Raw genomic sequence first — 23,628 nt, 5'->3', positions numbered from 1 at the left:
GCCCCGGTCCCGCGGGACCGGGGCCGCCGCCGTGCCCGGAGGGGACGGGGACGAAGGGCCCGGGGGGTCAGGGGGTCAGCAGGACCTTGCCCAGGACCCGGCGCTCCTCCAGGGCCCGGTGGGCCTCGTCGGCCCTCTCCAGGGGCAGGGTCAGGCCGATGTGCGGGACCAGCTCCCCGGCCCGGGCCAGTTCCAGGGCCCGGGTCAGGTCGTCCGTGCCGCCCTCGACCTCGGACTTGATGTCGAACAGTCCGAAGACCCGGACCTTGTGCTCGCGGGCCCGGGCGGGCTCGATCTCCGCGAACCGGCCCCCGGCCGACCCGTAGTTGATGTACGTCCCGCCCTCGGCCACCGTGGTGAAGGCGGCCTCGCCCAGGGACGACCCGGCCCCGTCCAGGGCCGCGTCCACCCCGCCCCCGCTCAGCTCCAGCACCCGGTCGGTCCAGCCGGGCAGGGAGTAGTCGACCGCCTCGTGCGCGCCCAGCCGGCGCGCCAGGTCGAGCTTGGCCCCGCCCCGGGCGGCGGCGATCACCCGCGCCCCGGCCCGGCGGGCCAGCTGCACCGAGAGGCTGCCGGCGCCTCCGGCCGCCGCGGTCACCAGCACCGTCTGCCCGGCCCGGTACCCGGCGGTCCGGGCCAGCGCCAGCGCGGTGGGGCCGTCGTGCAGCAGGGCCAGCGCGTCGCGCGGGTCGACCCCCTCGGGGACCCGGACCAGGCCGTCGGCGGGGACCACCGCCCGTTCGGCGTACCCGCCGACGGGGAGCCTGCCGCCCTCCCCGTTCTCATCCCCGGTGTCGGCCACCACGCGGACCCCGACCCAGGCGGGGTCCACGTCCGGCCCGACCCGGGTCACCGTCCCGGCGACCCCGGTCCCGGGGGTGTACGGGGGGACGACGGGGAAGTAGTCGCGTCCCCAGCCCGAGCGGACCAGGACCTCCAGGTACATCACGTTGGCGGCCCCGACCGCGATCTCCGCGGAGCCGGGCCCGACCTCGGGGTCGGGGACCTCCCGGGCCACCAGTACCTCGGGCCCGCCGAACCGCTCGACTCGTACCGCACGCATGGGACTTCCCTCCGGTGTCCGTCCGCCGCGCTCCGTGCGCGACACCGTCCACCCTCCAACCTCAACAAATATTGAGGTCAAGGCCCGCGCAGCGGGAGCGCGGGCACGGGAATACATCGGCGGGGCCCCGGGGGAGGGGCCGCAGCGGCTCAGACGGACACGTGCGACAGGGCGCTCGGATGGCGGCGCAGGAAGCCCTCGATCGACCGGGCCGGGTGCCCGGTCAGCTCCGGCACCGCCGACGACACCGTGTCCAGTTCCCCGGCGGCGATCGCCTCGTAGGAGGACACCCACCCCTCCAGCTCCCAGTCGGGCGCGCCGGTGGCCTTGCGGGACAGCAGCGCCTCCTCCCGGGTCTCGGGCACGTACCGGATGGTCCGGCCGGTCAGCGTGCTCAACCGCTCCACCGTGGCCCCCAGCGACAGGGCCTCCGGGCCGGTCAGGTCGTAGGCCGCGTTCTCGGAGGCCGCCGCGACCGCCGGGTCGGTCAGCACCGCCGCGGCGGCGTCCGCGATGTCGTCGCGGGCCACCCAGGCCACCCGCCCGTCCCCGGCCGGGCCGCGCACCACGCCGTCGTCGTCCACCCAGTGCGGCAGCAGGTCCAGGTACAGGGAGGGTCTCAGGAAGGTGTACGCCACCCCCGTCGACCGGATGTGCGCCTCGGTGAAGAAGTGCGTCCGCGCGAACGTGAACGTCGAGGCGGGCCCGGCCCGCAGGAACGACAGGTAGACGATGCGCGAGACCCCCGCCGCGACCGCCGCGTCCACCGCGCTCAGGTGCACGTCGATCCGGTCCTGCGACTCCGTCGCCGAGACCAGGAACAGCGTGTCCACCCCCCGGCAGGCCCGCTCGAACCCGCCGGTGTCCTCATAGGCCGCCATCGCCGCGCTGCTGCCGGGGTACTCGGGTGCGCGGTTGATGTCGCGTACGATGAGCCGCTGCGCCCGCCCCAGCCGCGCGATGCGGGCGGCCACCCGCCCGCCCACCGCCCCGGTCGCCCCGGTCACCCCTATGGTGTGGTTTGTCATGTGATCGTCGCCCATGACACCCCATCCTGAACGACGAGGGCGCGCCGGGCACTCACCGGCGCGCCCGTTTTTGCGCGCCCGGATCAGGGAGTGGCGTGCTCTTGGTCCTCGGCCCCGGGCCGCTGTCCCCGGGCCTGCGCGGCCTTCCCGGCGGCGCGCCGGTAGGAGAGCCTGCGCAGCAGCACCTCGGCCGGGCCCCGCCTGCCCGCCCGCTCCATCAGGTAGGCGGCCACCACCGTGGCCAGCCACACCCCGACGGCGTACAGGAACATCGTCCACGAGGTCAGGTACGCGCCCAGGCCCAGGCCCCAGGCGGCCAGCACCGGTGCGCACAGCACCGACTGGGCCAGGTAGGAGGACAGGGACCGCTTGCCGGTGGCCGTGATCGCGGTCAGCACGACGCCGTGGTCGCGTCCGCGGCGCCGGAGGGAGTGCGCGATCAGGGTGATGAGCGCGACGTAGCCCAGGCCGCCGAACAGCCCGGAGAACATGTGCGGCACCGCGAGCATGGAGCCCTGCGCCGCGTTCACCTCCCACAGGCCCACCTGCGCGAGCGCGTCGGGCAGAGCGCCCAGCCAGGCGATCGGGATGCCCAGCGCGGCGGTCCACCGCAGCAGGGCCAGGTGGCGCTCCGGCTCCTCCAGGACCCGGCGGCGCGCCGCCCAGAACGCCAGCAGGATCATGGTCGGCACCACCAGGCCCAGCAGGCCCTGCGCGACGCTGACCAGCGGCCACACGGTGAGGCGGCCCAGGGCGGCGGCGAGGATCGAGGCCTCCCCGGCGCTGTCGGCCATCCCGTCCATCCCGCCGGACGCGGCGGCCCCGCCCTCGGGGGCGAAGACGATGCCCACGACGCTGAACGCGGTCAGCAGGCCGAGCAGGCCGATGAACACGCCGGCCCACGCCAGCAGGGTGGCGTCCTTGCGGCGCAGGAACAGCCAGGCCAGGACCAGTCCGGCCAGGCCGTAGGCGCCCAGCACGTCGCCGAACCACAGCAGCAGCGCGTGGAAGAAGCCGAACACCAGGAGCCACAGGTTGCGCCGCCGCAGCAGGGCGTTCACGTCGGAGGGGGAGGCCCCGGCGGCCTCCTGGCGCATCGCCAGCTGCACCATGCCGTAGCCGAACAGGAAGGCGAACATCGGGTAGCTGCGGCCGTCCACCACCACGATGGTGAAGAACTGTGTGACCGCGTCGAGCGCGCCCTGGGGCTCGGGGTGCGCGTTCAGGCCGCCCATGGGGACCGCCCACAGGTACCAGACGGTGTTGGCCAAGGCGATGAACAGGAGCATGAAGCCGCGGGCCAGGTCGGGGGCGAGCGCTCGCTCGCCCGCTCCGACCGGACCTCTCGCGGCGGTGTGCCGAGACATGGGGACGCCCCTCCGGTCGCGATATATCTCCTATTGATTCAACCGGAGGGGACAGTCGGGCACAATGTACTTTCGATGTGCGAACGGCCCTGAAATCCCCCTTAGGGGGAGATCCGGACCCGCGGTCAGTGCGTGCGCCGGGTGGCCGCCGCCACCAGCGCGCGCAGCGGCTCCCGCGCGGAGGCGTCCAGCTCCGGGCTCTCCAGCGCGGCCAGCGCCTCCCCGGCGTAGCGCTCGACGAGCTCCTCGCACGCGGCCAGCGCCCCGGACGACTCGATCAGCCCGCACATCCATTCCACGGACTCCACCGACAGCCCCGGCGCACCCAGCAGGGCGGAGAACCGCGCGCCGTCGGCCTCCCCGGCGCGGGCCAGGGTCTCGGCGACCACCAGGGTCCGCTTGCCCTCGCGCAGGTCGTCCCCGGCCGGCTTGCCGGTGGTCGTGGGGTCGCCGAACACGCCCAGCACGTCGTCGCGCAGCTGGAAGGCCACCCCCAGCGGCAGGCCGTAGGCGGTGTACACGGCCTCCAGCTCCGGCAGCCGGCCGGCCAGCGCGGCGCCCAGGTGCAGGGGGCGCTCGATGGTGTACTTGGCGGACTTGTAGCGCATGACCCGCAGCGCCGCCTCGCGGGTGCCGGTGCCGCGCACCTGCTCCAGCGTGTCCAGGTACTGCCCGGCCATCACCTCGGTGCGCATCGCGTCGAAGGGGCGCCGGCCCAGCGCCAGGGTGTCCTGGCCGAACCCGCTGGCCTGGTACATCTCGTCGGACCAGGCCAGGCACAGGTCGCCGATCAGGATGGCGGCCCCCCGCCCGAAGCCCTCGCTGTCGCCGCTCCAGCCGTGGTCGGCGTGCAGTTTCGCCAGCCGCTTGTGGGTGGCGGGCAGGCCGCGCCGGGTGTCGCTGTTGTCGATGACGTCGTCGTGGACGAGCGCGCACGCCTGGAGGAACTCCAGCGCCGCCGCGGCCCGCACGATCCGCGCGTCCCCGGCCGCACCCCCGGCACCGCGCCAGCCCCAGTAGCAGAAGGTGGGCCGCAGGCGCTTGCCCCCGGCGAGCATGGCCTCCAGCGCGTCCATGGCCGGGCCCAGCTCCTCCCCGATCTCCAGCAGGGCGGCGCGGTGGTCGGCGCAGAACGCGGCGAGCTCCCGGTCCGCGTCGGCGCGGATCACGGAGGCGGGAGAGACGGATGGGGAAGTGGAAGCGGCCATGAACAGCACATTAGCGGCTCACCCCGGCGTCCCCGCCCCGGTCCCGCACATCCGCCCCCTTCCACAGGGCCACCAGGACGAACGACACCGTCACCAGCAGCGCCCAGGCGCCCAGTTTGGCGGGGTGGACCAGCGCCCACACCTGTGCCTGGTGGGGGTAGCGCCAGGCGTCGAACAGCGTCGCGATGTTCTCCGCCACCCACAGGAACACGCCGATCAGCAGGAACGACAGCGCCAGCGGCATGCGCAGCCGCTGCGGCCCCACGGTGAAGTGCACCCGGGTCCCCCAGGTCGCGGCGACCAGCAGCACCGCCAGCGGGACCCGCAGGTCCGGCAGCCAGTGGTGCGTCAGGAAGTTCGCGTAGACCGCCACGGCCACCGCCGTCACGGCCCAGGGCCGGTAGTTCTCCAGCCCCAGGTCCAGCAGCCGCCAGGCGCGCACGATGTAGGAGCCCACCGCCGCGTACATGAAGCCGCTGTACAGCGGCACCCCCCACACCACGGTCCACGCCTGCTCGGGGTAGGACCACGACCCCATGTGCACCTTGAACAGCTCGAACGCCAGCCCCACCACGTGGAAGCCCGCGATCGCGGCGATCTCCCGTCCGCTCTCCAGCCGCAGTGCCCAGAACAGCGCGGTCAGTCCCACCGCGTAGACCAGCAGCGCGTCGTAGCGGGGGACGGGCAGAGGTACGACCGCCGACAGCGCGAACCCCGCGAACATGCACACCGCGAACGCGCAGGCGCGGGCCTGGAGCACACCGAAGCGGACGAGCTGGACCAGGGGGAGGGGGAGGGAGGAGAAGGTCACACGGGGTGGATGCCGCGCGGGCCCCGTCCGGTTCGCCCCGTCCCCGCGGGCGGCGTCCGTCCGGGCCCCGTCCGAGCCCCGGCCCGCGGGACGCGTCCTCTGCTCCCGGGAGGACGCTTGCGTAAGGTGGTAGGCATGCTGGCAGCACCGACGCGCCCCGTGGCGCCCCGAACCCCCGCCCCCCGAGCGCGGCACCTCCGTGATCTGCTCCACACGGGCGAGCCGCTGTTCTCCTTCGAGTTCTTCCCGCCCCGGACGCCGGAGGCCCAGGAGAAGCTCTGGCTGGCCATCCGCCAGCTGGAGGCCCTGGGGCCCGACTTCGTCTCGGTCACCTACGGCGCGGGCGGCAGCACCCGCGGGATGACCGTGGAGACCACCGAGCGCATCTCCGCCGACACCACGCTGCTCCCGGTCGCCCACATGACCCTGGTCGACCACTCCGTCGCCGAGCTGCGCCACCTCATCGGCCGCCTGGCCGACGCCGGCGTGTCCAACATGCTCGCGGTGCGCGGCGACCCGCCCGGCGACCCCTCCGGCCCCTGGAACAGCCATCCCGAGGGCCTGACCTACTCCGAGGAGCTGGTCCGGCTCATCAAGGAGAGCGGCGACTTCTGCGTGGGCGTGGCGGCGTTCCCGTACAAGCACCCCCGCTCGGCCGACGTGGAGACCGACACCGACCACTTCGTGCGCAAGTGCGAGGCGGGCGCCGACTACGCCATCACGCAGATGTTCTTCGACCCGGAGGACTACCTGCGCCTGCGCGACCGGGTGGCGGCCCGCGGCTGCGACATCCCGATCATCCCCGAGGTCTTCCCGGTGGTGCGCACCTCGTTCATCCCGCGCTCGGAGAAGCTCTCGGGCGCGCCCTTCCCGGCCGACCTGGCCGAGAAGTTCGCCTCCTACGGCGACGACGCCGCGGCGGTGCGGGCGTTCGGGATCGAGTACGCCAAGAAGATGTGCGAGCGGCTGCTGGACGAGGGCGCGCCCGGCATCCACTTCATCACCTCGAACCAGTCCACCGCCACCAGGGAGATCTACCGGGAGGTGTCGGGGCGCCTGAGCCGGTGAGCGGCAGCGGCGCCGCCATGATCGAGAAGGGGCGGTCGGGGCTGCCGGGGAAGGAGAAGTCCTCCAGCACCTCCACGAACCCGCAGGAGCGGTACAGGTGGCGCGCCGCCGTGGGCCCGGTCCGGGTGGACAGCACCGCGGTGCGTTCGGGCCGTCCTTCGCACAGGGCGTGCAGGACGGCCCGGCCGATGCCCCGGTTCTGCGCCTCGGGGCGGACGTGCACCTCGGCGATCTCGAAGGGGTCGGACAGCCAGCGGCGCACCCCGGCCCGGCCGTCCGCGGCGCGCATCCCGGCGGCGACGGTGTCGTGCCACCACTGGCCGCGCACGCCGTGGAAGGCGTAGGCGAAGCCGACCGGGCGGCCGTCCAGCAGCGCGACGATCGAACGGAACCCCGGGTAACGGGCGTGGGCGTTCATGACGGAGGCCCGTCCCGGCAGCTGCTCGGGCGGGGGATCCATGGCCGCCTCGTACACCTGGAGGAGGGCGGGAACGGCGTGCGCGAAGGCGGCGGGGGCCAGCTCGCGCAGCTCGACATCGGCTACCACGGCTTCACCCTAGTCTCCGGAGGGCTCCCGGCGCCGGTGTTCGGCGCGGCCGGTACCGGCACCGGGCGCGGCCGCCCGGGGTCCTTGACGGGCCGCCGGGGTTGGGGTTGACTACAGTCGTGTCGAACGAGAGTTCGATCAAGGCCGCCGGGGAGACCCGGTGGCGGCGGCGCGGCCGGATCGGGGAGGGGAAGCCCCGTGTCCGGCCGCGCCGTTCGCCGTTTCCGGGGCGGAACCCCGGGAACGACGAGGACCGGCCCGCCCCCGGTGCCGGGGGCGGGCCGGTCCTGCGACGGGCCGGTGCGATCCGTGTCGGAGCGGTCAGAAGGAGTCGACGGCGCGACGGGCCTCCGGGTCGAGGATGCCCCAGTTGATGAGCTCCTCGGTCAGGTCGCCGGGCGACTTGTCGTAGATGACGGCGAGCGAGCGCAGGTCCTCGTGGCGGATGGACAGCACGCGGCCGTTGTAGTCGCCGCGCTGGCTCTGGATGGTGGCCACGTAGCGGGACAGCGGGCCGGCCTTCTCCTGCGGCAGCTGCTGCATGCGCTCCAGGTCGATGACCAGCTTGGGCGTCGGGCCCAGGGGGGCGGGGGCGGCGCCGCCGGGCAGCAGCTCCGACATCGGCACCCCGTAGAAGTCGGCCAGCTCGGCCAGCTTCTGCACGGTGACGGCGCGGTCGCCGCGCTCGTAGGAGCCCACCACGACGGCCTTCCAGCGTCCGTGGGACTTCTCCTCCACCCCGTGAAGGGACAGGCCCTGCTGGGTGCGGATGGCACGCAGTCGCGCGCCGAGGGACTTGGCGTATTCGGATGGCATCTTCTTGTCGCTCCCGGCCGTGACAGTGGCTGGCGTGGTGGGGGAGGCGCCCGCGGGGCCCGGCGGCGGTACCGCCGGAGGTCACGGGGTGCAACCCCACCCGGTAATGGTTACAGACAGTGACGGTAGGGGGGTCTGCCCCCCAGGTCAAGCTGTTGGTGTGAAACGCGACTAATCGGTGGCCAAACCGTGCGTAAGTGAGACTCCTCTCATGTCAGGACCGATCGTGATGAGTGGTGCATCACGGCGATGCGAAAAGCCCGTTCTTTCAGGGGGTTTCGCATTTGTCGGCCATGTGAGGTGTGTACGTAGCGTAGTCGTCGCATCGCTCGCCGGGCTCGTCATCCCGTTTGTCCATGTGACGAGAGTCACATTGGCTCGCGTTGTCTCCGGGCCCGCCCCCGGTCACCGCGGGCTCCGCTGGTAGCGTTGGCCCGATCGACATCCTTTAACGACCTGTTCAGCGAGGCAGGGAAGGGGGTCACTACTTTGCGTGCGCAAAAACCCACGGCAAGTGACGCAGGTGGCGGTGCGGCGCCACCGGAGGTGCCCGAGGGCACCCGGGCCGTCCTCGACGGTAACGAGATCAACCGCGCACTGACCCGCATCGCCCACGAGGTGCTGGAGCGCACCAAGGGCGGGCACGGCGTCACCCTCCTCGGAATCCCCTCGCGCGGCGTGCCCCTGGCCGCCCGCCTGGCCGAGCGCATCGAACGCGTCGAGAACCTGGCCGTCCCCCACGGCTCCCTCGACATCACCATGTACCGCGATGATCTGCGCAACGCCCCGCCCCGGGCGCTGGGCCGCACCGAGATCCCCGCCGGCGGCCTGGACGACCGCGTGGTCGTCCTCGTCGACGACGTCCTCTTCTCCGGCCGCACCGTCCGCGCCGCCCTGGACGCGCTCAACGACCTGGGCCGCCCCCGCGCCGTCCAGCTCGCCGTCCTCGTCGACCGCGGCCACCGCGAGCTGCCGATCCGCGCCGACTACGTGGGCAAGAACCTGCCCACCTCGCTGCGCGAGAGCGTCACCGTCCGGCTCGCCGAGACCGACGGCCACGACGCGGTCCTCCTCGGGCCAGCCCGCCCGTCGCCCTCCACCGCCCTCAAACGACGGCCTGCGGCCGACCCCTCTGCCGATCCCAAGAGAACCACCGGCACCACCGGCACCGAGGGGAAGGACTCCTGATGCGCCACCTGCTCTCCACCGGGGACCTCACCCGCGACGAGGCCGTCCTCATCCTGGACACCGCCGCCGAGCTGGCCCAGGTCGGCGACCGCTCCGTCAAGAAGCTCCCCACCCTGCGCGGCCGCACCGTGGTCAACCTCTTCTACGAGGACTCCACCCGCACCCGCACCTCCTTCGAGATCGCGGCCAAGCGCCTGTCCGCCGACGTCGTCAACTTCTCCGCCAAGGGCTCCAGCGTCTCCAAGGGCGAGAGCCTCAAGGACACCGCCCTCACCCTCCAGGCCATGGGCGCCGACGGCGTCGTCATCCGCCACAGCGCCTCCGGGGCCGCCCACCGCCTGGCGAACTGGGTGGACGGGTCGGTCCTCAACGCGGGCGACGGCACCCACGAGCACCCCACCCAGGCCCTGCTCGACGCCTACACCATGCGCGCCCGCCTGGGCCGCCTGGAGGGGCTTCGCGTCGCCGTCGTCGGCGACATCCTGCACAGCCGGGTGGCCCGCTCCAACGTCCTGCTGCTCACCACCCTGGGCGCCCACGTCACGCTGGTCGCCCCGCCCACGCTGCTGCCGGTCTCGGTGCACACCTGGCCCTGCGAGGTCTCCTACGACCTCGACGACGTCCTGCCCAAGTCCGACGTCGTCATGATGCTGCGGGTGCAGGCCGAGCGAATGCAGGCCTCCTTCTTCCCCTCCGTGCGCGAGTACAGCCGCGGCTACGGCATGGACGGCGCCCGCCTGGCCCGCATGCCCGAGGACTCCATCGTCATGCACCCCGGCCCGATGGTCCGCGGCATGGAGATCTCCGCCGAGGTCGCCGACTCCCCGCGCTGCACCGTGGTCGAGCAGGTCGCCAACGGCGTGAGCCTGCGCATGGCCGTGCTCTACCTGCTGCTCGGCGGCTCCTGAACCACCCGGCGCGCCCGCTCCGGCGCGGCCTCCGGCGGACCACCGCCGCCCGCGCCCGCGCACTTCTCCACGAACGACCACTGAGGAACGAAACCGCGATGCCCGACACCCACGGACCGCACCTGATCCGCGGTGCCCGCCCGCTCGGCGGCGACCCCGTCGACATCCTGCTCGCCGACGGCCGGATCGCCGAGACCGGAACCGACCTGACCGCCCCCGAGGGCGCCGAGGTCGTGGACGGCACCGGGCTGATCGCCCTGCCCGGCCTGGTGGACCTGCACACCCACCTGCGCGAGCCCGGGCGCGAGGACGCCGAGACCGTCGAGACCGGCTCCCGCTCCGCCGCCATGGGCGGCTACACCGCCGTGCACGCCATGGCCAACACCGACCCCGTCGCCGACACGGCCGGCGTCGTCGAGCAGGTCTGGCGGCTGGGCCGCGAGGCCGGCTACTGCGACGTGCGCCCCGTCGGCGCCGTCACCGTCGGCCTGGCCGGGGAGCGCCTCTCCGAGATCGGCGCCATGGCCAAGTCCGCCGCCGCCGTCCGGGTCTTCTCCGACGACGGCATCTGCGTCTCCGACGCCCTGCTCATGCGCCGGGCCCTGGAGTACGTCAAGGCGTTCGACGGTGTCGTCGCCCAGCACGCCCAGGAGCCCCGCCTGACCGAGGGCGCCCAGATGAACGAGGGCCGCGTTTCCGACCGCCTCGGCCTGCCCGGCTGGCCGGCCGTCGCGGAGGAGGCGATCATCGCCCGGGACTGCCTGCTCGCCCAGCACGTCGGCTCGCGCCTGCACGTGTGCCACGTCTCCACCAAGGGCTCGGTCGACATCATCCGCTGGGCCAAGGCCCGCGGCTGCGACGTCACCGCCGAGGTCACCCCGCACCACCTGCTGCTCACCGACGAGCTGGTGGAGAACTACGACCCGGTCTACAAGGTCAACCCGCCGCTGCGCACCGCCGAGGACGTGCAGGCGCTGCGCGAGGGCCTGGCCGACGGGACGATCGACATCGTCGCCACCGACCACGCCCCCCACCCCAGGGAGGCCAAGGAGACCGAGTGGTCCACGGCCGCCATGGGTATGGTCGGCCTCGAGACCGCGCTGGCGGTCGTGCAGCGGACGATGGTCGACACCGGCCTGCTGACCTGGGCCGACGTCGCCGACCGCATGTCCGCGGCACCCGCCCGCATCGGCCGGGTCGCCGACCACGGCCGCGACCTGGCGCCCGGCGAGCCCGCCAACGTGGTCCTCTACGACCCCGCCGCGCCCTACGAGGCGGACGGCGCGGCCATGGTCACCAAGAGCAGCAACACGCCCTTCCGGGGCATGACCCTGCCCGGCCGGGTGCGCGCCACGTTCCTGCGCGGCGTCCCCACGGTCCTCGCGGGGGAGATCCAGTGAACAACGCAGTGAGCAGCGCCCGGGCCGTACCCGGCGCGGCAGAGGGGGGAAACGTGTCAGAGGCAACCGGCGGACCGGCGATCCTGGTCCTGGAGGACGGCAGGGTCTTCCACGGCCGATCCTTCGGCGCGACCGGGGAGACCTTCGGGGAGATCGTCTTCAACACCGGGATGACCGGCTACCAGGAGACCCTCACCGACCCCTCCTACCACCGCCAGATCGTCGCGATGACCGCGCCGCACATCGGCAACACCGGCGTCAACGACGACGACCCCGAGTCCGGCCGCATCTGGGTCGCCGGGTACGTCGTCCGCGAACCCGCCCGCATCCCCTCCAACTGGCGCGCCCAGCGCACCCTGGACGAGGAGCTGCGCCGCCAGGGCGTCGTCGGCATCGCCATGACCGGCACCCGCGCCCTCACCCGCCACCTGCGCGACAAGGGCGCCATGCGCGCCGCCGTCAGCAGCGTCGAGACCGACCCCCAGGCCCTGCTGGCCCGCGTCCTGGAGCAGCCCCGCATGGCCGGGGCCGACCTGGCCGGCGAGGTCAGCACCGACGCGCCCTACGAGGTCCTGCCGCCCGAGGGCGTCGAGACCCGCTTCCACGTCGCCGCCGTCGACCTGGGCATCAAGGCCATGACCCCGCAGCGCCTCGCCGAGCGCGGCTGCAAGGTCACCGTGCTGCCCGCCACCGCCACCGCCGAGGACCTCCTCGCCCTGGACCCGGACGGCGTGTTCTTCAGCAACGGCCCCGGCGACCCCGCCACCGCGGACGGCCCCGTCGCCGCCATGCGCGGGGTCCTCGACGCGGGCAGGCCCCTGTTCGGGATCTGCTTCGGCAACCAGATCCTCGGCCGCGCCCTGGGCCTGGGCACCTACAAGCTGCCCTTCGGCCACCGCGGGGTGAACCAGCCGGTCATCGACACCGCCACCGGCAAGGTCTCCATCACCAGCCAGAACCACGGGTTCGCCGTGGACGCGCCGCTCGAGGGCACCTTCGAGACCCCCTACGGGCGCGCGCAGGTCAGCCACATCGGCCTCAACGACCAGGTCGTCGAGGGCCTGCGGCTGCTGGACCGCCCCGTGTTCAGCGTCCAGTTCCACCCGGAGGCCGCCGCAGGCCCCCACGACGCCGCCGGACTCTTCGACGAGTTCGTCGACCTGATGTCCGCCGCCCAGCCCACCGCGGCTGCCGAGAAGTAAGGAAGACAAGAGCATGCCGCGCCGTAGTGACCTCTCCTCCGTCCTCGTGATCGGATCCGGTCCCATCGTCATCGGGCAGGCGGCCGAGTTCGACTACTCGGGCACCCAGGCCTGCCGGATCCTGCGGGCCGAGGGCCTGCGGGTCATCCTGGTCAACTCCAACCCGGCCACGATCATGACCGACCCGGAGATCGCCGACGCCACCTACGTCGAGCCGATCACCACCGAGATGATCGAGAAGATCATCGCCAAGGAGCGCCCCGACGCCCTGCTGCCCACCCTGGGCGGGCAGACCGCGCTCAACGCCGCCGTCGCCCTGCACGAGGCCGGGATCCTCGACAAGTACGGCGTCGAGCTCATCGGCGCCAACATCGCCGCCATCCAGTCCGGCGAGGACCGCGAGAGCTTCAAGCGCATCGTCGAGCGCATCGGCGGCGAGTCCGCCCGCTCCAGCATCTGCCACACCCTCGACGAGTGCCTGGCCGCCGCGGACGAACTGGGCTACCCGGTCGTCGTGCGCCCGTCCTTCACCATGGGCGGCGCCGGCTCGGGCTTCGCCCACGACGAGGCCGAGCTGCGCCGCATCGCGGGCCAGGGCCTGGCGCTCTCCCCGACCACCGAGGTCCTCCTGGAGGAGTCCATCCTCGGCTGGAAGGAGTACGAGCTGGAGCTGATGCGCGACACCAACGACAACGTCGTGGTCGTCTGCTCCATCGAGAACCTCGACCCCATGGGCGTGCACACCGGCGACTCCATCACCGTCGCCCCCGCCATGACCCTCACCGACCGCGAGTACCAGAAGCTCCGCGACATCGGCATCGCGGTCATCCGCGAGGTCGGCGTGGACACCGGCGGCTGCAACATCCAGTTCGCCGTGCACCCCACCACCGGCCGGGTCATCGTCATCGAGATGAACCCCCGGGTCTCGCGCTCCTCGGCGCTGGCCTCCAAGGCCACCGGCTTCCCGATCGCCAAGATCGCCGCCAAGCTCGCCGTCGGCTACACCCTCGACGAGATCCCCAACGACATCACCAGGAAGACCCCGGCCAGCTTCGAGCCCACGCTCGACTACGTGGTCGTCAAGGCCCCCCGGTTCGCGTTCGAGAAGTTCCCCGGCGCGGACCCCGGGCTCACCACCACCATGAAGTCGGTGGGCGAGGCCATGGCCATCGGCCGCTCCTTCCCCGAGGCCCTCCAGAAGGCCATGCGCTCCCTGGAGAAGCCCGGCGTCGGCTTCACCTGGGCGGGCACGCCCGGTGACAAGGACGAACTGGTCCGCGCCGCCGCCACCCCGACCGAGTTCCGGCTGCGCCAGGTCCAGCAGGCCTTCCGCGCCGGGGCCACCGTCGAGGAGCTGTACGAGTCCACGCGCATCGACCCCTGGTTCCTGGACCAGATGCTGCGCCTGGAGGAGACCGCCCGCGCCCTGGCCGCCGCGCCCAAGCTCGACGCCGACATCCTGCGCGCCGCCAAGGAGATCGGCTTCTCCGACGTCCAGATCGGCGAGATCACCGGCAAGAGCGAGGACGTGGTCCGCGAGCTGCGCAACGCCCTGGGCATCCACCCCGTCTACCTGACCGTGGACACCTGCGCCGCCGAGTTCGAGGCCACCACGCCGTACCTGTACTCCAGCTACGACGAGGAGACCGAGGTCCCCGTCGGCGACAAGCCCAAGATCATCATCCTGGGCTCGGGCCCCAACCGCATCGGCCAGGGCGTGGAGTTCGACTACTCCTGCGTCCACGCCTCCTTCGCGCTGTCCGACGCCGGGTACGAGACCGTGATGGTCAACTGCAACCCCGAGACCGTCTCCACCGACTACGACACCAGCGACCGGCTCTACTTCGAGCCGCTCACCCTGGAGGACGTGCTGGAGGTCGTCCGGGCCGAGCAGCTCGCCGGGCCCGTCGTCGGCGTCATCGTGCAGCTGGGCGGCCAGACCCCGCTGGGCCTGGCCCGCCGCCTCAAGGACGCCGGGGTGCCCATCATCGGCACCAGCCCCGAGGCCATCGACCTGGCCGAGGACCGCGGCGAGTTCGGCAAGGTCCTGAGCGAGGCGGGCTTGCCCGCGCCCAAGTACGGCACCGCCTACTCCTTCGCCGAGGCCAAGGCCGTCGCCGACGAGATCGGCTACCCGGTCATGGTCCGCCCCTCCTACGTGCTGGGCGGCCGCGGCATGGAGATCGTCTACAACGAGACGATGCTCGCCGACTACATCGAGCGCAACGCGCAGGTCAGCCCCGAGCACCCGGTGCTGGTCGACCGCTTCCTCGACGACGCCATCGAGATCGACGTCGACGCCCTCTACGACGGCACCGACCTGTACCTCGGCGGCGTCATGGAGCACATCGAGGAGGCCGGCATCCACTCCGGCGACTCCGCCTGCTCCCTGCCCTCCATCACCCTGGGCAAGGAGGACATCGAGCGGATCCGCTACTCCACCGAGGCCATCGCCCGCGGCACCGGGGTGCGCGGCCTGATCAACGTCCAGTACGCGCTCGCCTCCGGCGTGCTCAACGTCCTGGAGGCCAACCCGCGCGCCTCGCGCACCGTGCCGTTCGTCTCCAAGGCCACCGCCGTGCCGCTGGCCAAGGCCGCCGCCCGCGTCATGGCCGGCGCCACCATCGCCGAGCTGCGCGCCGAGGGCATGCTGCCCGCCACCGGTGACGGCGGCGACCTGCCCGTGGACGCCCCGGTGTCGGTCAAGGAGGCGGTGCTGCCCTTCAACCGGTTCATCGACAAGCAGGGCGAGGGCGTCGACACGATCCTGGGCCCGGAGATGCGCTCCACCGGCGAGGTCATGGGCCTGGACGTGGAGTTCGGCGCGGCCTACGCCAAGTCGCAGCTGGCCGTCACCGGGGACCTGCCCGTCAGCGGCCGGGTGTTCGTGTCGGTGGCCAACCGCGACAAGCGCTCGATGATCTTCCCGGTCAAGCGCCTGGCCGACCTGGGCTTCGAGATCCTCGCCACCGAGGGCACCGCCGTGGTCCTGCGCCGCAACGGCGTCCACGCCACCGTGGTGCGCAAGCACAGCGAGGGCCCCGGGCCCGAGGGCGAGAAGACCATCGTCCAGCTCATCCACGACGGGGGGGTCGACCTCATCGTCAACACCCCGTTCGGCGGGGCGGGCCAGGCCGGACCGCGCCTGGACGGGTACGAGATCCGCACCGCGGCCGTGGTGCGCGCCGTTCCCAGCGTCACCACGGTGCAGGGGCTGGCCGCGGCGGTCCAGGCGATCGAGGCCCGGGTGCGCGGCGACGTCGGGGTGCGCTCCCTCCAGGAGCACGCCCGGGCGCTCACCGCACGCCGGTAGCGGCCCTTCGCCCCGCCCCGGAGCACCGGGGGCCGCCGCACCGGTACGGCCCTAGGCTGTAGGGAACCGGACGGCACGGGCGCCGCGGTGGGCACACCGCGGCGCCCCCAGGCACCAGGCGCGAGAGAGGCCACACCCAGACGATGAGCGACTACGGACCGGTGCAGGTCAGGTGCCCCGTGCTGAACGTGCGCAGGGTGGACGCCTACTACGCCATCACCGTCGTCGCCCCCGGGATCGCCGAGCGGTTCCGCTCGGGCCAGTTCGTGTCGGTGGCGGTGGGCGGCGACCACTCCAGCACGCTGCTGCGGCGCCCCTTCGCCATCCACGACGTCAAACCCGACTACGGCGGCACCGTCGAGTTCCTGTTCGCGGTGCGCGGCACCGGCACGGCCTGGCTGGCCGAGCGGCGCTCCCGCGACCTGCTGGACGTCGTCGGTCCGCTGGGGCGGCCCTTCCCGCTGCCCCGCGACCCGGTCAACTGCGTCCTGGTCGGCGGCGGCTCGGGCAGCGCCCCGCTGTTCCCGCTGGCGCAGTCGCTGCGCCGCCGGGGCTGCCGGGTGGACTTCGTGCTGGGCGGGGCCTCCGCCGACCGGGTGTTCAGCGCCATCACGGCCCGCCGGATCGCCGAGACCGCCGTCTTCACCACCGACGACGGCTCCTTCGGGACCCGCGGCCGGGTCACCGACGTCCTGGGCCGGGTCATCGAGGAGTGCCGCTCCGACGTGGTCTACGCCTGCGGCCCCATGCCGATGCTGCGCGCGGTCACCGCCGTCGCCGGCACCCACGGCATCCCCGTGCAGGTGTCGGTCGAGGAGACCATGGCCTGCGGCACCGGGATCTGCATGACCTGCGTGATCCCGGTGGTGGGGGAGGACGGCATCACCCGCATGGTCCGCTCCTGCGTGGACGGCCCGGTGTTCCGCGGCGAGCAGGTGCGCTTCGACGACGTGGGCACCATCCCCTTCGACGCGCTGGGCGCGCCCGGCTGGAAGGGCGCCGGGGCCTCGCGGCCCGCGGAGTCGGCCCGCGACATCGCCTGACCGTCCGGACGCGCCGCCGACCCCACACCACCGACCGGGAAAGACACGGTGAACACAGACCTGAGAGTCCGGTTGGGCGCCCTGGAGCTGCCCAACCCGGTGGTGACCGCCGCCGGGTGCGCCGGTTCGGGCCGGGAGCTGGCCCAGTTCTTCGACATCGCCGAGATCGGCGCCGTCACCACCAAGTCCGTGATGCTGGAACCGCACGCCGGGCGCCCGGCGCCGCGCATGGCCGAGACGCCCAGCGGCATGCTCAGCACCACGGGGATGCAGGGGCCCGGTGTGGACGTGTTCCTCCAGCGGGACCTGCCGTGGCTGCTGTCCCGGGGCGGGCGGGCCATCATCTCCGTCGCCGGCTCGGGCACCGCCGAGTTCGGCGAGCTCGCCCGGCGGATCTCCGCGGAGCCCGGGGTGGACGCGATCGAGGTCAACCTGTCGTGCCCGGACCCGGCCGACCCGGACGGGCGGCGGTTCGCCGACGACGCCGCGCGCGCGGCCGCCGTGGTGAGCACCGTGCGGTCGCACGCCCGGTCGGACCTGCCGGTGCTGGCCAAGCTCGCCGCGGACGTGCCCGACGTGGTGGCCCTGGCGACCGCCTGCGTCGAGGCCCGCGCGGACGGCCTGTCGATGATCAACACCGTGCGTGGCATGGCCGTGGACCCGCGGACGCTGCGCCCCGCGGTGGCCGGGGGCATCGGCGGGCTGTCGGGCCCGGCCATCAGGCCGCTGGCGGTGGGCTGCGTGTACCGGGTCCACGAGGCGCTGCCGGAGGTGCCGATCATCGGGATGGGCGGGGTGCGCACCGGCGCGGACGTCGTGGAGTTCATGGCGGCCGGCGCCAGCGCGGTCGCGGTGGGCACGGTCAACTTCTCCGACCCCTCGGCGTGCGTGCGGGTGCTGCGCGAGTTCACCGAGGCGCTGGAGTCCAGGGGCGTCCCCCGGGCCGCGGATCTGGTGGGCGCCGCCCACCGCCCCGGAACCGGGGTGTGAGGGGCCCGCCCGGCCCGCGCATGCCCTGACCGGCCTGAACGGCGCTGAGGTGGCGCTGTGCGACCGAACGCCTGCGTCCCGGTGCGGACGGGCCGGAACCCGGGCAAAGGCCGCCTACGGCCGCTTGGGCGGTCGTTACGGCGAAGTGACCCTCATCGGGCGCATGAAGCGCTCGGTTCTGGGAACCGCACACCATGTCGGTGTGCACAGGACGGTGAACGTGCATTCGCAATCACGTTCGTAAGAACGCGGCGAATGCGACGCATCGGCCACGGGGCCGATGGCACACGAAAGGGAGTAATCGATGACCGCGCCTTCCGCGCCCATCGCAGTCGCGATCGACGCCAAGGAGATCGAGACCGCTGCGACCTGGGCTTCGGCGGTCGCCCCCCACGTCAGCACGGTCAAGGTGGGGCTGGAGCTCTACCTGCGCTACGGCCCCGAGGTCGTCAGCGCGGTGCGCGGCGCCGGCGGGGTCGGTGTCTTCCTCGACCTCAAGCTCCACGACATCCCGGCGACGGTGGCGGGGGCGGCGCGCAGCGTCGCCGGGCTCAAGCCCGCCATCCTGACCGTGCACGCCGGGGGAGGGGCGGACATGGTCCGGGCCGCGGTGGAGGCCGCCCCGGACACCGAGATCGCCGCCGTGACGGTGCTCACCTCGATGGACGAGAAGGACCTGGAGCAGGTGGGGCTGCTCGGGCCGGCTCGCGACGCGGTGCGCCGGCTGGCGGTGCTGGCGGTGGGCGCCGGGGCCCGTGCCCTGGTCTGCTCGCCCCAGGAGGTGGCCCTCGTGCGCGCCGAAGTGGGCCCGGACATCACCCTCATCACGCCGGGCGTGCGCCCGGCGGGGGCGGACAGGGGTGACCAGTCGCGGGTGGCGACCCCGGAGGAGGCCATCGCGGCGGGGGCGGACCTTCTGGTCATCGGCCGCCCCATCACCCGGGCGCCGGACCCCGGCGCGGCGGCGGCCTCCATCGCGGAGGCCGTACGCCGTGCCGGGGGCCGCGTCTGACGCCCGGAGGAGGCCGGATTCGGTCACAGAGGGTCACTGATTCGGTATGTCCCAAATGCGGAATCCGCAGCTGAGAGTGACCCGGCTCACCCCTCTGTGACCTGCGCAGGTGGCATGCTTTATGACCCGGCCAATCGGGACCAAAGTCCCGATTTTCATCTCTTAGAGCAATTGAGCTGCTACTCTGGGTAGTTAGTTCGATGAAATAGCCGCTGAAAGGGCACTTTACGTTGCCTAACAGGGGTCAGACCTACTAACTTGCGCAGGCGTCCGCCCTCTACAAACGAGTAGAAATCCGAGGTGACCCGGCGTGGCCCTTCCTCCCCTCACACCCGAGCAGCGCAGCGCGGCTCTCGAGAAGGCCGCCAAGGCCAGAAAAGAGCGCGCTGAGGTCAAGAACAAGCTGAAGAACGGCGGCATCTCGCTGTCCAAGGTGCTCGCCGACGGGCTCAAGGACGACGTCATCGGCAAGATGAAGGTCTCGGCCCTGCTCGAGTCCCTCCCCGGCGTGGGCAAGGTCCGCGCCAAGCAGATCATGGAGCGGCTCAACATCGCCGAGTCCCGCCGCGTCCGCGGCCTGGGCACCAACCAGCGCGCGGCCCTCGAGGCCGAGTTCGGCGACCTCACCAAGTAACACCGCGTCCGCGGACCCCGGGCCGCCGCGTCCCCCACAGACGCGGCGGGCCGGACCGCACGCGGCGACCACCCCCAGGTGGACCCGCACCGGGCCGTGACCACGGTCGACCCCTCTCGGGGGGCGCACCGCGGTCACGGCCCGGTGGTATAAATGAAGCTTCCCGCGCCCGAACGCGAGGATGAACCCCGCACGCACCCGCCGCCCGCGCGGTGGGCGATCCCGGGCCCGGAGCGGCCCCGTCGCCGAGCGCCCCAGAGCGCGCCGCGGGCGGCCGCCCAAGGCCCGAAGGGAAGCCCGCGAGAGCCATGCCCAACCCAGGAGAACAACGGCTGATCGTCCTGTCCGGACCCTCGGGTGTGGGCAAGAGCACGGTCGTGGCCGAGCTGCGCCGGGCCCACCCCGACGTCTGGCTCTCCGTGTCGGCCACCACGCGCGCGCCCCGGCCGGGCGAGGTCGACGGGGTGCAGTACCACTTCGTCGACGACGCCGAGTTCGACCGCCTCATCGCCGACGGCGAGCTCCTGGAGTGGGCGAGGTTCGCGGGCAACCGCTACGGGACCCCGCGCCGCCCCGTCGAGGAGCGCCTGGCCGCCGGACTGCCGGTGCTGCTGGAGATCGAGCTCCAGGGCGCCCGCCAGATCCGCGAGACCATGCCCGAGGCCCTGCACGTCTTCCTGGCCCCGCCCTCCTGGGAGGAGCTGGTGCGCCGCCTCACCGGGCGCGGCACCGAGTCCGAGGAGGTCGTCCAGCGCCGGCTGGAGGCCGCCAAGGTCGAACTCGCCGCCGAGAAGGAGTTCGACACCACACTCGTCAACACGTCCGTCCAGGACGTGTGCGGCGAACTGCTAGCGTTGATCACCGCTTCCGAGGTGTGATAACGGCGCCGGGACCCCCGGTCCCGCGTACCCTGTACACCGCGGCGCACCGCGCCTCGCATCCGACCGTTCCCTGGGGGTAATCGAAAGTGGCTGGAACCGAGCCCGTCGCCGAAGGCATCACCAACCCGCCGATCGACGATCTGCTCGATCTGGTGGACAGCAAGTACAGCCTGGTCACCATGGCCTCCAAGCGGGCCCGCCAGATCAACGCGTACTACGCCCAGCTGGGCGAGGGGCTGCTGGAGTACGTGGGTCCCCTCGTGGAGACCCAGGTCCAGGAGAAGTCCCTGTCCATCGCCCTGCGCGAGATCAAGTCCGGGCTCCTCACCGCGGAGCCCTACGAGGGCACCTGAGACACGGCCTGGTAGAACTCCTGTCTGTGAGTGACACAGGAAGCAAACCCCAGGTCGTCCTCGGCGTCGGCGGCGGCATCGCCGCCTACAAGGTGTGCGAGCTGCTCCGCCGACTGACCGAGTCGGGCCACGAGGTCCGGGTCGTGCCCACGGACGAGGCCCTGCGCTTCGTCGGTGAGCCCACCTGGGCCGCCCTCTCGGGCAACCCCGTGGCCACCGGTGTCTGGGACGCCGTGCACGAGGTCCCGCACGTCCGCATCGGGCAGTCCGCGGACCTCGTCCTCGTCGCCCCGGCCACCGCCAACATCCTGGCCAAGGCGGCCGCCGGCCTCGCCGACGACCTGCTGACCAACACCCTGCTCACCGCCCGGTGCCCGGTGGTGTTCGCACCCGCGATGCACACCGAGATGTGGGAGCACCCGGCCACGCAGGCCAACGTGGCCACCCTGCGCTCGCGCGGCGCCGTCGTCCTGGACCCGGCCGTGGGCCGCCTCACCGGGGCCGACACCGGCCGCGGGCGGCTGCCCGAGCCGGCGGAGCTCTTCGAGACCGCCCGGCGGGTGCTGCGCCGGGGGGCCGCCGCGCCCGACCTGGCCGGGGTCCGCGTCGTGATCTCGGCGGGCGGCACGCGCGAGGCCATCGACCCGGTCCGGTTCATCGGCAACCACTCCTCGGGCAAGCAGGGCTACGCCCTGGCGCGCACCGCCGCCGCCCGGGGCGCCGACGTCACCCTGGTCGCCGCCAACGTCGCCCTGCCCGACCCGGCCGGGGTGCGCGTGGTCCCGGTGACCTCGGCGGTGGAGCTGGCCGAGGCCGTGGAGGCCGAGCGGGCCGGCGCCGACGTCATCGTGATGAGCGCCGCGGTCGCCGACTTCCGGCCCGCGGCCAGCGTCGCCTCCAAGATCAAGAAGTCCGGTGCCGCGCCGGCCCCCATCGAGCTGGTCGAGAACCCCGACGTGCTGGCGGGCCTGGTGGTCTCCCGCGACCGGGAGGGCACCGGACAGGTCATCGTGGGGTTCGCCGCCGAGACCGACGACGTCATCGCCAACGGCCGTGCCAAACTGGCCAGGAAGGGCTGCGACCTGCTCGTGGTCAACCAGGTCGGCGGCGGTCGCGCCTTCGGCACGGAGGACAACCAGGCCGTGGTCCTGGGGGCCGACGGCAGTGCCGTGGAGATCCCCCGAGGGCCCAAGGAGGACCTCGCCGACCGGGTGTGGGACCTGGTCGGGGAACGCCTTCCGAGGTGACGCACCGGCACGGGGGACTGGATTTCCCACCACCTGGTACGCCACACTTCGTTCGGGCGTCCGCGATCGGCGAGATCGGCGGGGGTGTGCCCCTCCCCACCGGCCCCGTTACAGTGGACCGATAACCAACCGCAACGGTCGGTATTGACCGTCCCGGCAGGCAGTCGGGCCGGGACGTGCCCACCGCCACATGTCAGCCAGCAGCCGCTGCAAGGAGTCACGCAACCGTGTCCCGCCGCCTTTTCACCTCCGAGTCGGTCACCGAGGGCCATCCCGACAAGATGGCCGACCAGATCAGTGACGCGATCCTCGACGCGATGCTCACCCACGACCCGGCCAGCCGTGTCGCAGTCGAGACGTTGATCACCACGGGTCAGGTCCACATCGCGGGTGAGGTCACCACTCAGACCTACGTCGACATCCCCGCCATCGTGCGCGAGACGATCCTCCGGATCGGGTACGACTCGTCCGCCAAGGGGTTCGACGGTGACTCCTGCGGGGTCAACGTCTCCATCGACGCCCAGTCCCCCGACATCGCCCAGGGTGTCGACACCGCCTACGAGGCGCGTGTCGAGCACGAGGACGACGCCCTCAACCGCCAGGGCGCGGGCGACCAGGGCCTGATGTTCGGCTACGCCAACCGGGAGACCCCGGAGCTGATGCCGCTGCCGATCAAGCTGGCCCACTCGCTGGCCGAGCGCCTGTCCGAGGTCCGCCGCAACGGCACCGTGCCCTACCTGCGCCCGGACGGCAAGACCCAGGTCACCGTCGAGTACGACGGCCAGACCCCGGTCCGCCTGGACACGGTCGTGGTCTCCAGCCAGCACTCCGCGGACATCAGCCTGGAGGAGCTGCTCACCCCGGACATCCGCGAGCACGTCATCCAGCCGGTGGTGGAGGAGTTCGGCCTGGCGTCCGACGACTACCGCCTGCTGGTCAACCCGACCGGCCGCTTCGAGATCGGCGGCCCGATGGGCGACGCGGGCCTGACCGGCCGCAAGATCATCGTCGACACCTACGGCGGCTACGCCCGCCACGGCGGCGGCGCCTTCTCCGGCAAGGACCCGTCGAAGGTCGACCGCTCGGCCGCCTACGCGATGCGCTGGGTCGCCAAGAACATCGTCGCGGCCGAGCTGGCCGAGCGGGCCGAGGTCCAGGTCGCCTACGCCATCGGCAAGGCGCACCCGGTCGGCGTGTTCATCGAGACCTTCGGCACCGAGAAGGTCGCCCCGGACCTGATCGAGAAGGCCGTCAAGGAGGTCTTCGACCTGCGTCCGGCCGCGATCGTGCGCGACCTCGACCTGCTGCGCCCGATCTACTCCAAGACCGCCGCCTACGGCCACTTCGGCCGTGAGCTGCCGGAGTTCACTTGGGAGAGCACCGACCGCGCCGCGGCCCTGCGCTCCTTCGTGGGAGCCTGAGCGCCGACGCACCGACCGTGAGGGGGGGGGGGGCCCGGGGGGGGGGCCGCCCCCCACAACAGGGGGGCCCCCCCAAAAAAAAAACAGGTAGGTTTAAAAAAAAAACAGCCCCCCCGACGGAAATTGTT

At 72.7% G+C, this 23,628-nt stretch carries 21 protein-coding genes; 14 read left to right on the top strand and 7 right to left on the bottom strand.

Going from position 1 to position 23,628, the window contains the following annotated elements; genetic code table 11:
- Window positions 1–67 precede the first annotated feature (67 nt).
- The 5 genes from ACFVNO_RS29290 to ACFVNO_RS29270 form a co-directional block, all read right to left on the bottom strand.
- Entirely contained in the window at window positions 68–1,063 is a 996-nt protein-coding gene (locus ACFVNO_RS29290; RefSeq protein ID WP_355269851.1) for a zinc-binding dehydrogenase, read from the bottom strand.
- A gap of 149 nt (window positions 1,064–1,212) precedes the next feature.
- The gene (locus ACFVNO_RS29285; protein WP_355269849.1) at window positions 1,213–2,106 is read right to left on the bottom strand and encodes an NAD(P)H-binding protein; all 894 of its coding nucleotides are present in this window, start codon (window positions 2,104–2,106) and stop codon (window positions 1,213–1,215) included.
- Window positions 2,107–2,174: 68 nt separating this feature from the next.
- Window positions 2,175–3,458, bottom strand: coding sequence for a DUF418 domain-containing protein (locus ACFVNO_RS29280; protein ID WP_355269847.1), 1,284 nt, complete (start codon window positions 3,456–3,458; stop codon window positions 2,175–2,177).
- Between the two features lie 125 nt (window positions 3,459–3,583).
- A complete protein-coding gene (locus tag ACFVNO_RS29275; protein WP_355269845.1) occupies window positions 3,584–4,666 on the bottom strand; it encodes a polyprenyl synthetase family protein in 1,083 nt (360 codons plus the stop codon).
- Window positions 4,667–4,676: 10 nt separating this feature from the next.
- The gene (locus ACFVNO_RS29270; protein ID WP_355269843.1) at window positions 4,677–5,477 is read right to left on the bottom strand and encodes a DUF817 domain-containing protein; all 801 of its coding nucleotides are present in this window, start codon (window positions 5,475–5,477) and stop codon (window positions 4,677–4,679) included.
- A 135-nt stretch (window positions 5,478–5,612) separates the two neighbouring features.
- Between ACFVNO_RS29270 and metF the strand changes: the two genes are divergently transcribed.
- Window positions 5,613–6,545 carry a methylenetetrahydrofolate reductase [NAD(P)H] gene (gene metF / locus ACFVNO_RS29265; protein ID WP_220559931.1) on the top strand — a complete coding sequence of 311 codons (933 nt, stop codon included), beginning with the start codon at window positions 5,613–5,615 and terminating at the stop codon, window positions 6,543–6,545.
- Here the strand turns inward: metF and ACFVNO_RS29260 are convergent.
- Together ACFVNO_RS29260 and ACFVNO_RS29255 are read right to left on the bottom strand one after the other, a co-directional pair.
- Window positions 6,478–7,092 (bottom strand): GNAT family N-acetyltransferase, encoded by a 615-nt coding sequence (locus ACFVNO_RS29260; protein ID WP_355269841.1) that lies wholly within the window; start codon window positions 7,090–7,092, stop codon window positions 6,478–6,480. The two genes, metF and ACFVNO_RS29260, sit on opposite strands and share 68 nt — an antisense overlap.
- 321 nt (window positions 7,093–7,413) lie before the next feature.
- Window positions 7,414–7,908, bottom strand: a complete 495-nt coding sequence (locus ACFVNO_RS29255; protein ID WP_220559933.1) for a transcriptional regulator — start codon at window positions 7,906–7,908, stop codon at window positions 7,414–7,416.
- Window positions 7,909–8,397: 489 nt separating this feature from the next.
- Between ACFVNO_RS29255 and pyrR the strand changes: the two genes are divergently transcribed.
- From pyrR to metK, 13 genes are all read left to right on the top strand, one after another.
- The gene (gene pyrR / locus ACFVNO_RS29250; protein WP_378897388.1) at window positions 8,398–9,096 is read left to right on the top strand and encodes a bifunctional pyr operon transcriptional regulator/uracil phosphoribosyltransferase PyrR; all 699 of its coding nucleotides are present in this window, start codon (window positions 8,398–8,400) and stop codon (window positions 9,094–9,096) included.
- Window positions 9,096–10,004: an aspartate carbamoyltransferase catalytic subunit gene (locus ACFVNO_RS29245; RefSeq protein ID WP_220559935.1), complete on the top strand. Its 909-nt coding sequence runs from the start codon at window positions 9,096–9,098 to the stop codon at window positions 10,002–10,004. The genes pyrR and ACFVNO_RS29245 overlap by 1 nt, the downstream gene beginning before the upstream one ends.
- A 98-nt stretch (window positions 10,005–10,102) precedes the next feature.
- Entirely contained in the window at window positions 10,103–11,404 is a 1,302-nt protein-coding gene (locus tag ACFVNO_RS29240; RefSeq protein ID WP_355269836.1) for a dihydroorotase, read from the top strand.
- Between the two features lie 53 nt (window positions 11,405–11,457).
- Window positions 11,458–12,606 (top strand): glutamine-hydrolyzing carbamoyl-phosphate synthase small subunit, encoded by a 1,149-nt coding sequence (gene carA / locus ACFVNO_RS29235; RefSeq protein ID WP_355269834.1) that lies wholly within the window; start codon window positions 11,458–11,460, stop codon window positions 12,604–12,606.
- Between the two features lie 13 nt (window positions 12,607–12,619).
- The gene (gene carB, locus ACFVNO_RS29230) at window positions 12,620–15,919 is read left to right on the top strand and encodes a carbamoyl-phosphate synthase large subunit (protein ID WP_378897383.1); all 3,300 of its coding nucleotides are present in this window, start codon (window positions 12,620–12,622) and stop codon (window positions 15,917–15,919) included.
- 143 nt (window positions 15,920–16,062) lie between these two features.
- Window positions 16,063–16,962: a dihydroorotate dehydrogenase electron transfer subunit gene (locus ACFVNO_RS29225; protein ID WP_220559939.1), complete on the top strand. Its 900-nt coding sequence runs from the start codon at window positions 16,063–16,065 to the stop codon at window positions 16,960–16,962.
- Window positions 16,963–17,010: 48 nt separating this feature from the next.
- Window positions 17,011–17,952 (top strand): dihydroorotate dehydrogenase, encoded by a 942-nt coding sequence (locus ACFVNO_RS29220; protein ID WP_378897379.1) that lies wholly within the window; start codon window positions 17,011–17,013, stop codon window positions 17,950–17,952.
- 304 nt (window positions 17,953–18,256) lie between these two features.
- Entirely contained in the window at window positions 18,257–18,964 is a 708-nt protein-coding gene (gene pyrF / locus ACFVNO_RS29215; RefSeq protein ID WP_355269828.1) for an orotidine-5'-phosphate decarboxylase, read from the top strand.
- A 310-nt stretch (window positions 18,965–19,274) separates the two neighbouring features.
- Complete coding sequence (gene mihF, locus ACFVNO_RS29210; RefSeq protein ID WP_073384130.1) at window positions 19,275–19,598, top strand: integration host factor, actinobacterial type; 324 nt, start codon at window positions 19,275–19,277, stop codon at window positions 19,596–19,598.
- Between the two features lie 308 nt (window positions 19,599–19,906).
- The gene (gene gmk, locus ACFVNO_RS29205) at window positions 19,907–20,476 is read left to right on the top strand and encodes a guanylate kinase (protein ID WP_220559942.1); all 570 of its coding nucleotides are present in this window, start codon (window positions 19,907–19,909) and stop codon (window positions 20,474–20,476) included.
- A gap of 89 nt (window positions 20,477–20,565) precedes the next feature.
- Complete coding sequence (rpoZ, locus tag ACFVNO_RS29200; RefSeq protein WP_073384132.1) at window positions 20,566–20,832, top strand: DNA-directed RNA polymerase subunit omega; 267 nt, start codon at window positions 20,566–20,568, stop codon at window positions 20,830–20,832.
- Between the two features lie 26 nt (window positions 20,833–20,858).
- Window positions 20,859–22,079, top strand: coding sequence for a bifunctional phosphopantothenoylcysteine decarboxylase/phosphopantothenate--cysteine ligase CoaBC (gene coaBC, locus ACFVNO_RS29195; RefSeq protein WP_378897375.1), 1,221 nt, complete (start codon window positions 20,859–20,861; stop codon window positions 22,077–22,079).
- A 227-nt stretch (window positions 22,080–22,306) separates the two neighbouring features.
- On the top strand, window positions 22,307–23,500 hold the full coding sequence (metK, locus tag ACFVNO_RS29190; protein ID WP_220559944.1) for a methionine adenosyltransferase: 1,194 nt from the start codon (window positions 22,307–22,309) through the stop codon (window positions 23,498–23,500).
- Window positions 23,501–23,628 lie beyond the last annotated feature (128 nt).

The organism is Nocardiopsis sp. NPDC057823 (assembly GCF_042797335.1).
Taxonomy (GTDB): Bacteria; Actinomycetota; Actinomycetes; order Streptosporangiales; family Streptosporangiaceae; genus Nocardiopsis; species Nocardiopsis changdeensis.
This window is presented reverse-complemented; position numbering and strand designations above follow the sequence as displayed.

What these genes read in the sequence shown, in the direction of transcription:
- ACFVNO_RS29290 (WP_355269851.1), bottom strand. Translation starts at nt 1,063, where the DNA reads ATGCGTGCGGTACGAGTCGAGCGGTTCGGCGGGCCCGAGGTACTGGTG.
- ACFVNO_RS29285 (WP_355269849.1), bottom strand. Translation starts at nt 2,106, where the DNA reads ATGGGCGACGATCACATGACAAACCACACCATAGGGGTGACCGGGGCG.
- ACFVNO_RS29280 (WP_355269847.1), bottom strand. Translation starts at nt 3,458, where the DNA reads ATGTCTCGGCACACCGCCGCGAGAGGTCCGGTCGGAGCGGGCGAGCGA.
- ACFVNO_RS29275 (WP_355269845.1), bottom strand. Translation starts at nt 4,666, where the DNA reads ATGGCCGCTTCCACTTCCCCATCCGTCTCTCCCGCCTCCGTGATCCGC.
- metF (WP_220559931.1), top strand. Translation starts at nt 5,613, where the DNA reads ATGCTGGCAGCACCGACGCGCCCCGTGGCGCCCCGAACCCCCGCCCCC.
- ACFVNO_RS29255 (WP_220559933.1), bottom strand. Translation starts at nt 7,908, where the DNA reads ATGCCATCCGAATACGCCAAGTCCCTCGGCGCGCGACTGCGTGCCATC.
- ACFVNO_RS29245 (WP_220559935.1), top strand. Translation starts at nt 9,096, where the DNA reads ATGCGCCACCTGCTCTCCACCGGGGACCTCACCCGCGACGAGGCCGTC.
- ACFVNO_RS29240 (WP_355269836.1), top strand. Translation starts at nt 10,103, where the DNA reads ATGCCCGACACCCACGGACCGCACCTGATCCGCGGTGCCCGCCCGCTC.
- carB (WP_378897383.1), top strand. Translation starts at nt 12,620, where the DNA reads ATGCCGCGCCGTAGTGACCTCTCCTCCGTCCTCGTGATCGGATCCGGT.
- ACFVNO_RS29225 (WP_220559939.1), top strand. Translation starts at nt 16,063, where the DNA reads ATGAGCGACTACGGACCGGTGCAGGTCAGGTGCCCCGTGCTGAACGTG.
- pyrF (WP_355269828.1), top strand. Translation starts at nt 18,257, where the DNA reads ATGACCGCGCCTTCCGCGCCCATCGCAGTCGCGATCGACGCCAAGGAG.
- gmk (WP_220559942.1), top strand. Translation starts at nt 19,907, where the DNA reads ATGCCCAACCCAGGAGAACAACGGCTGATCGTCCTGTCCGGACCCTCG.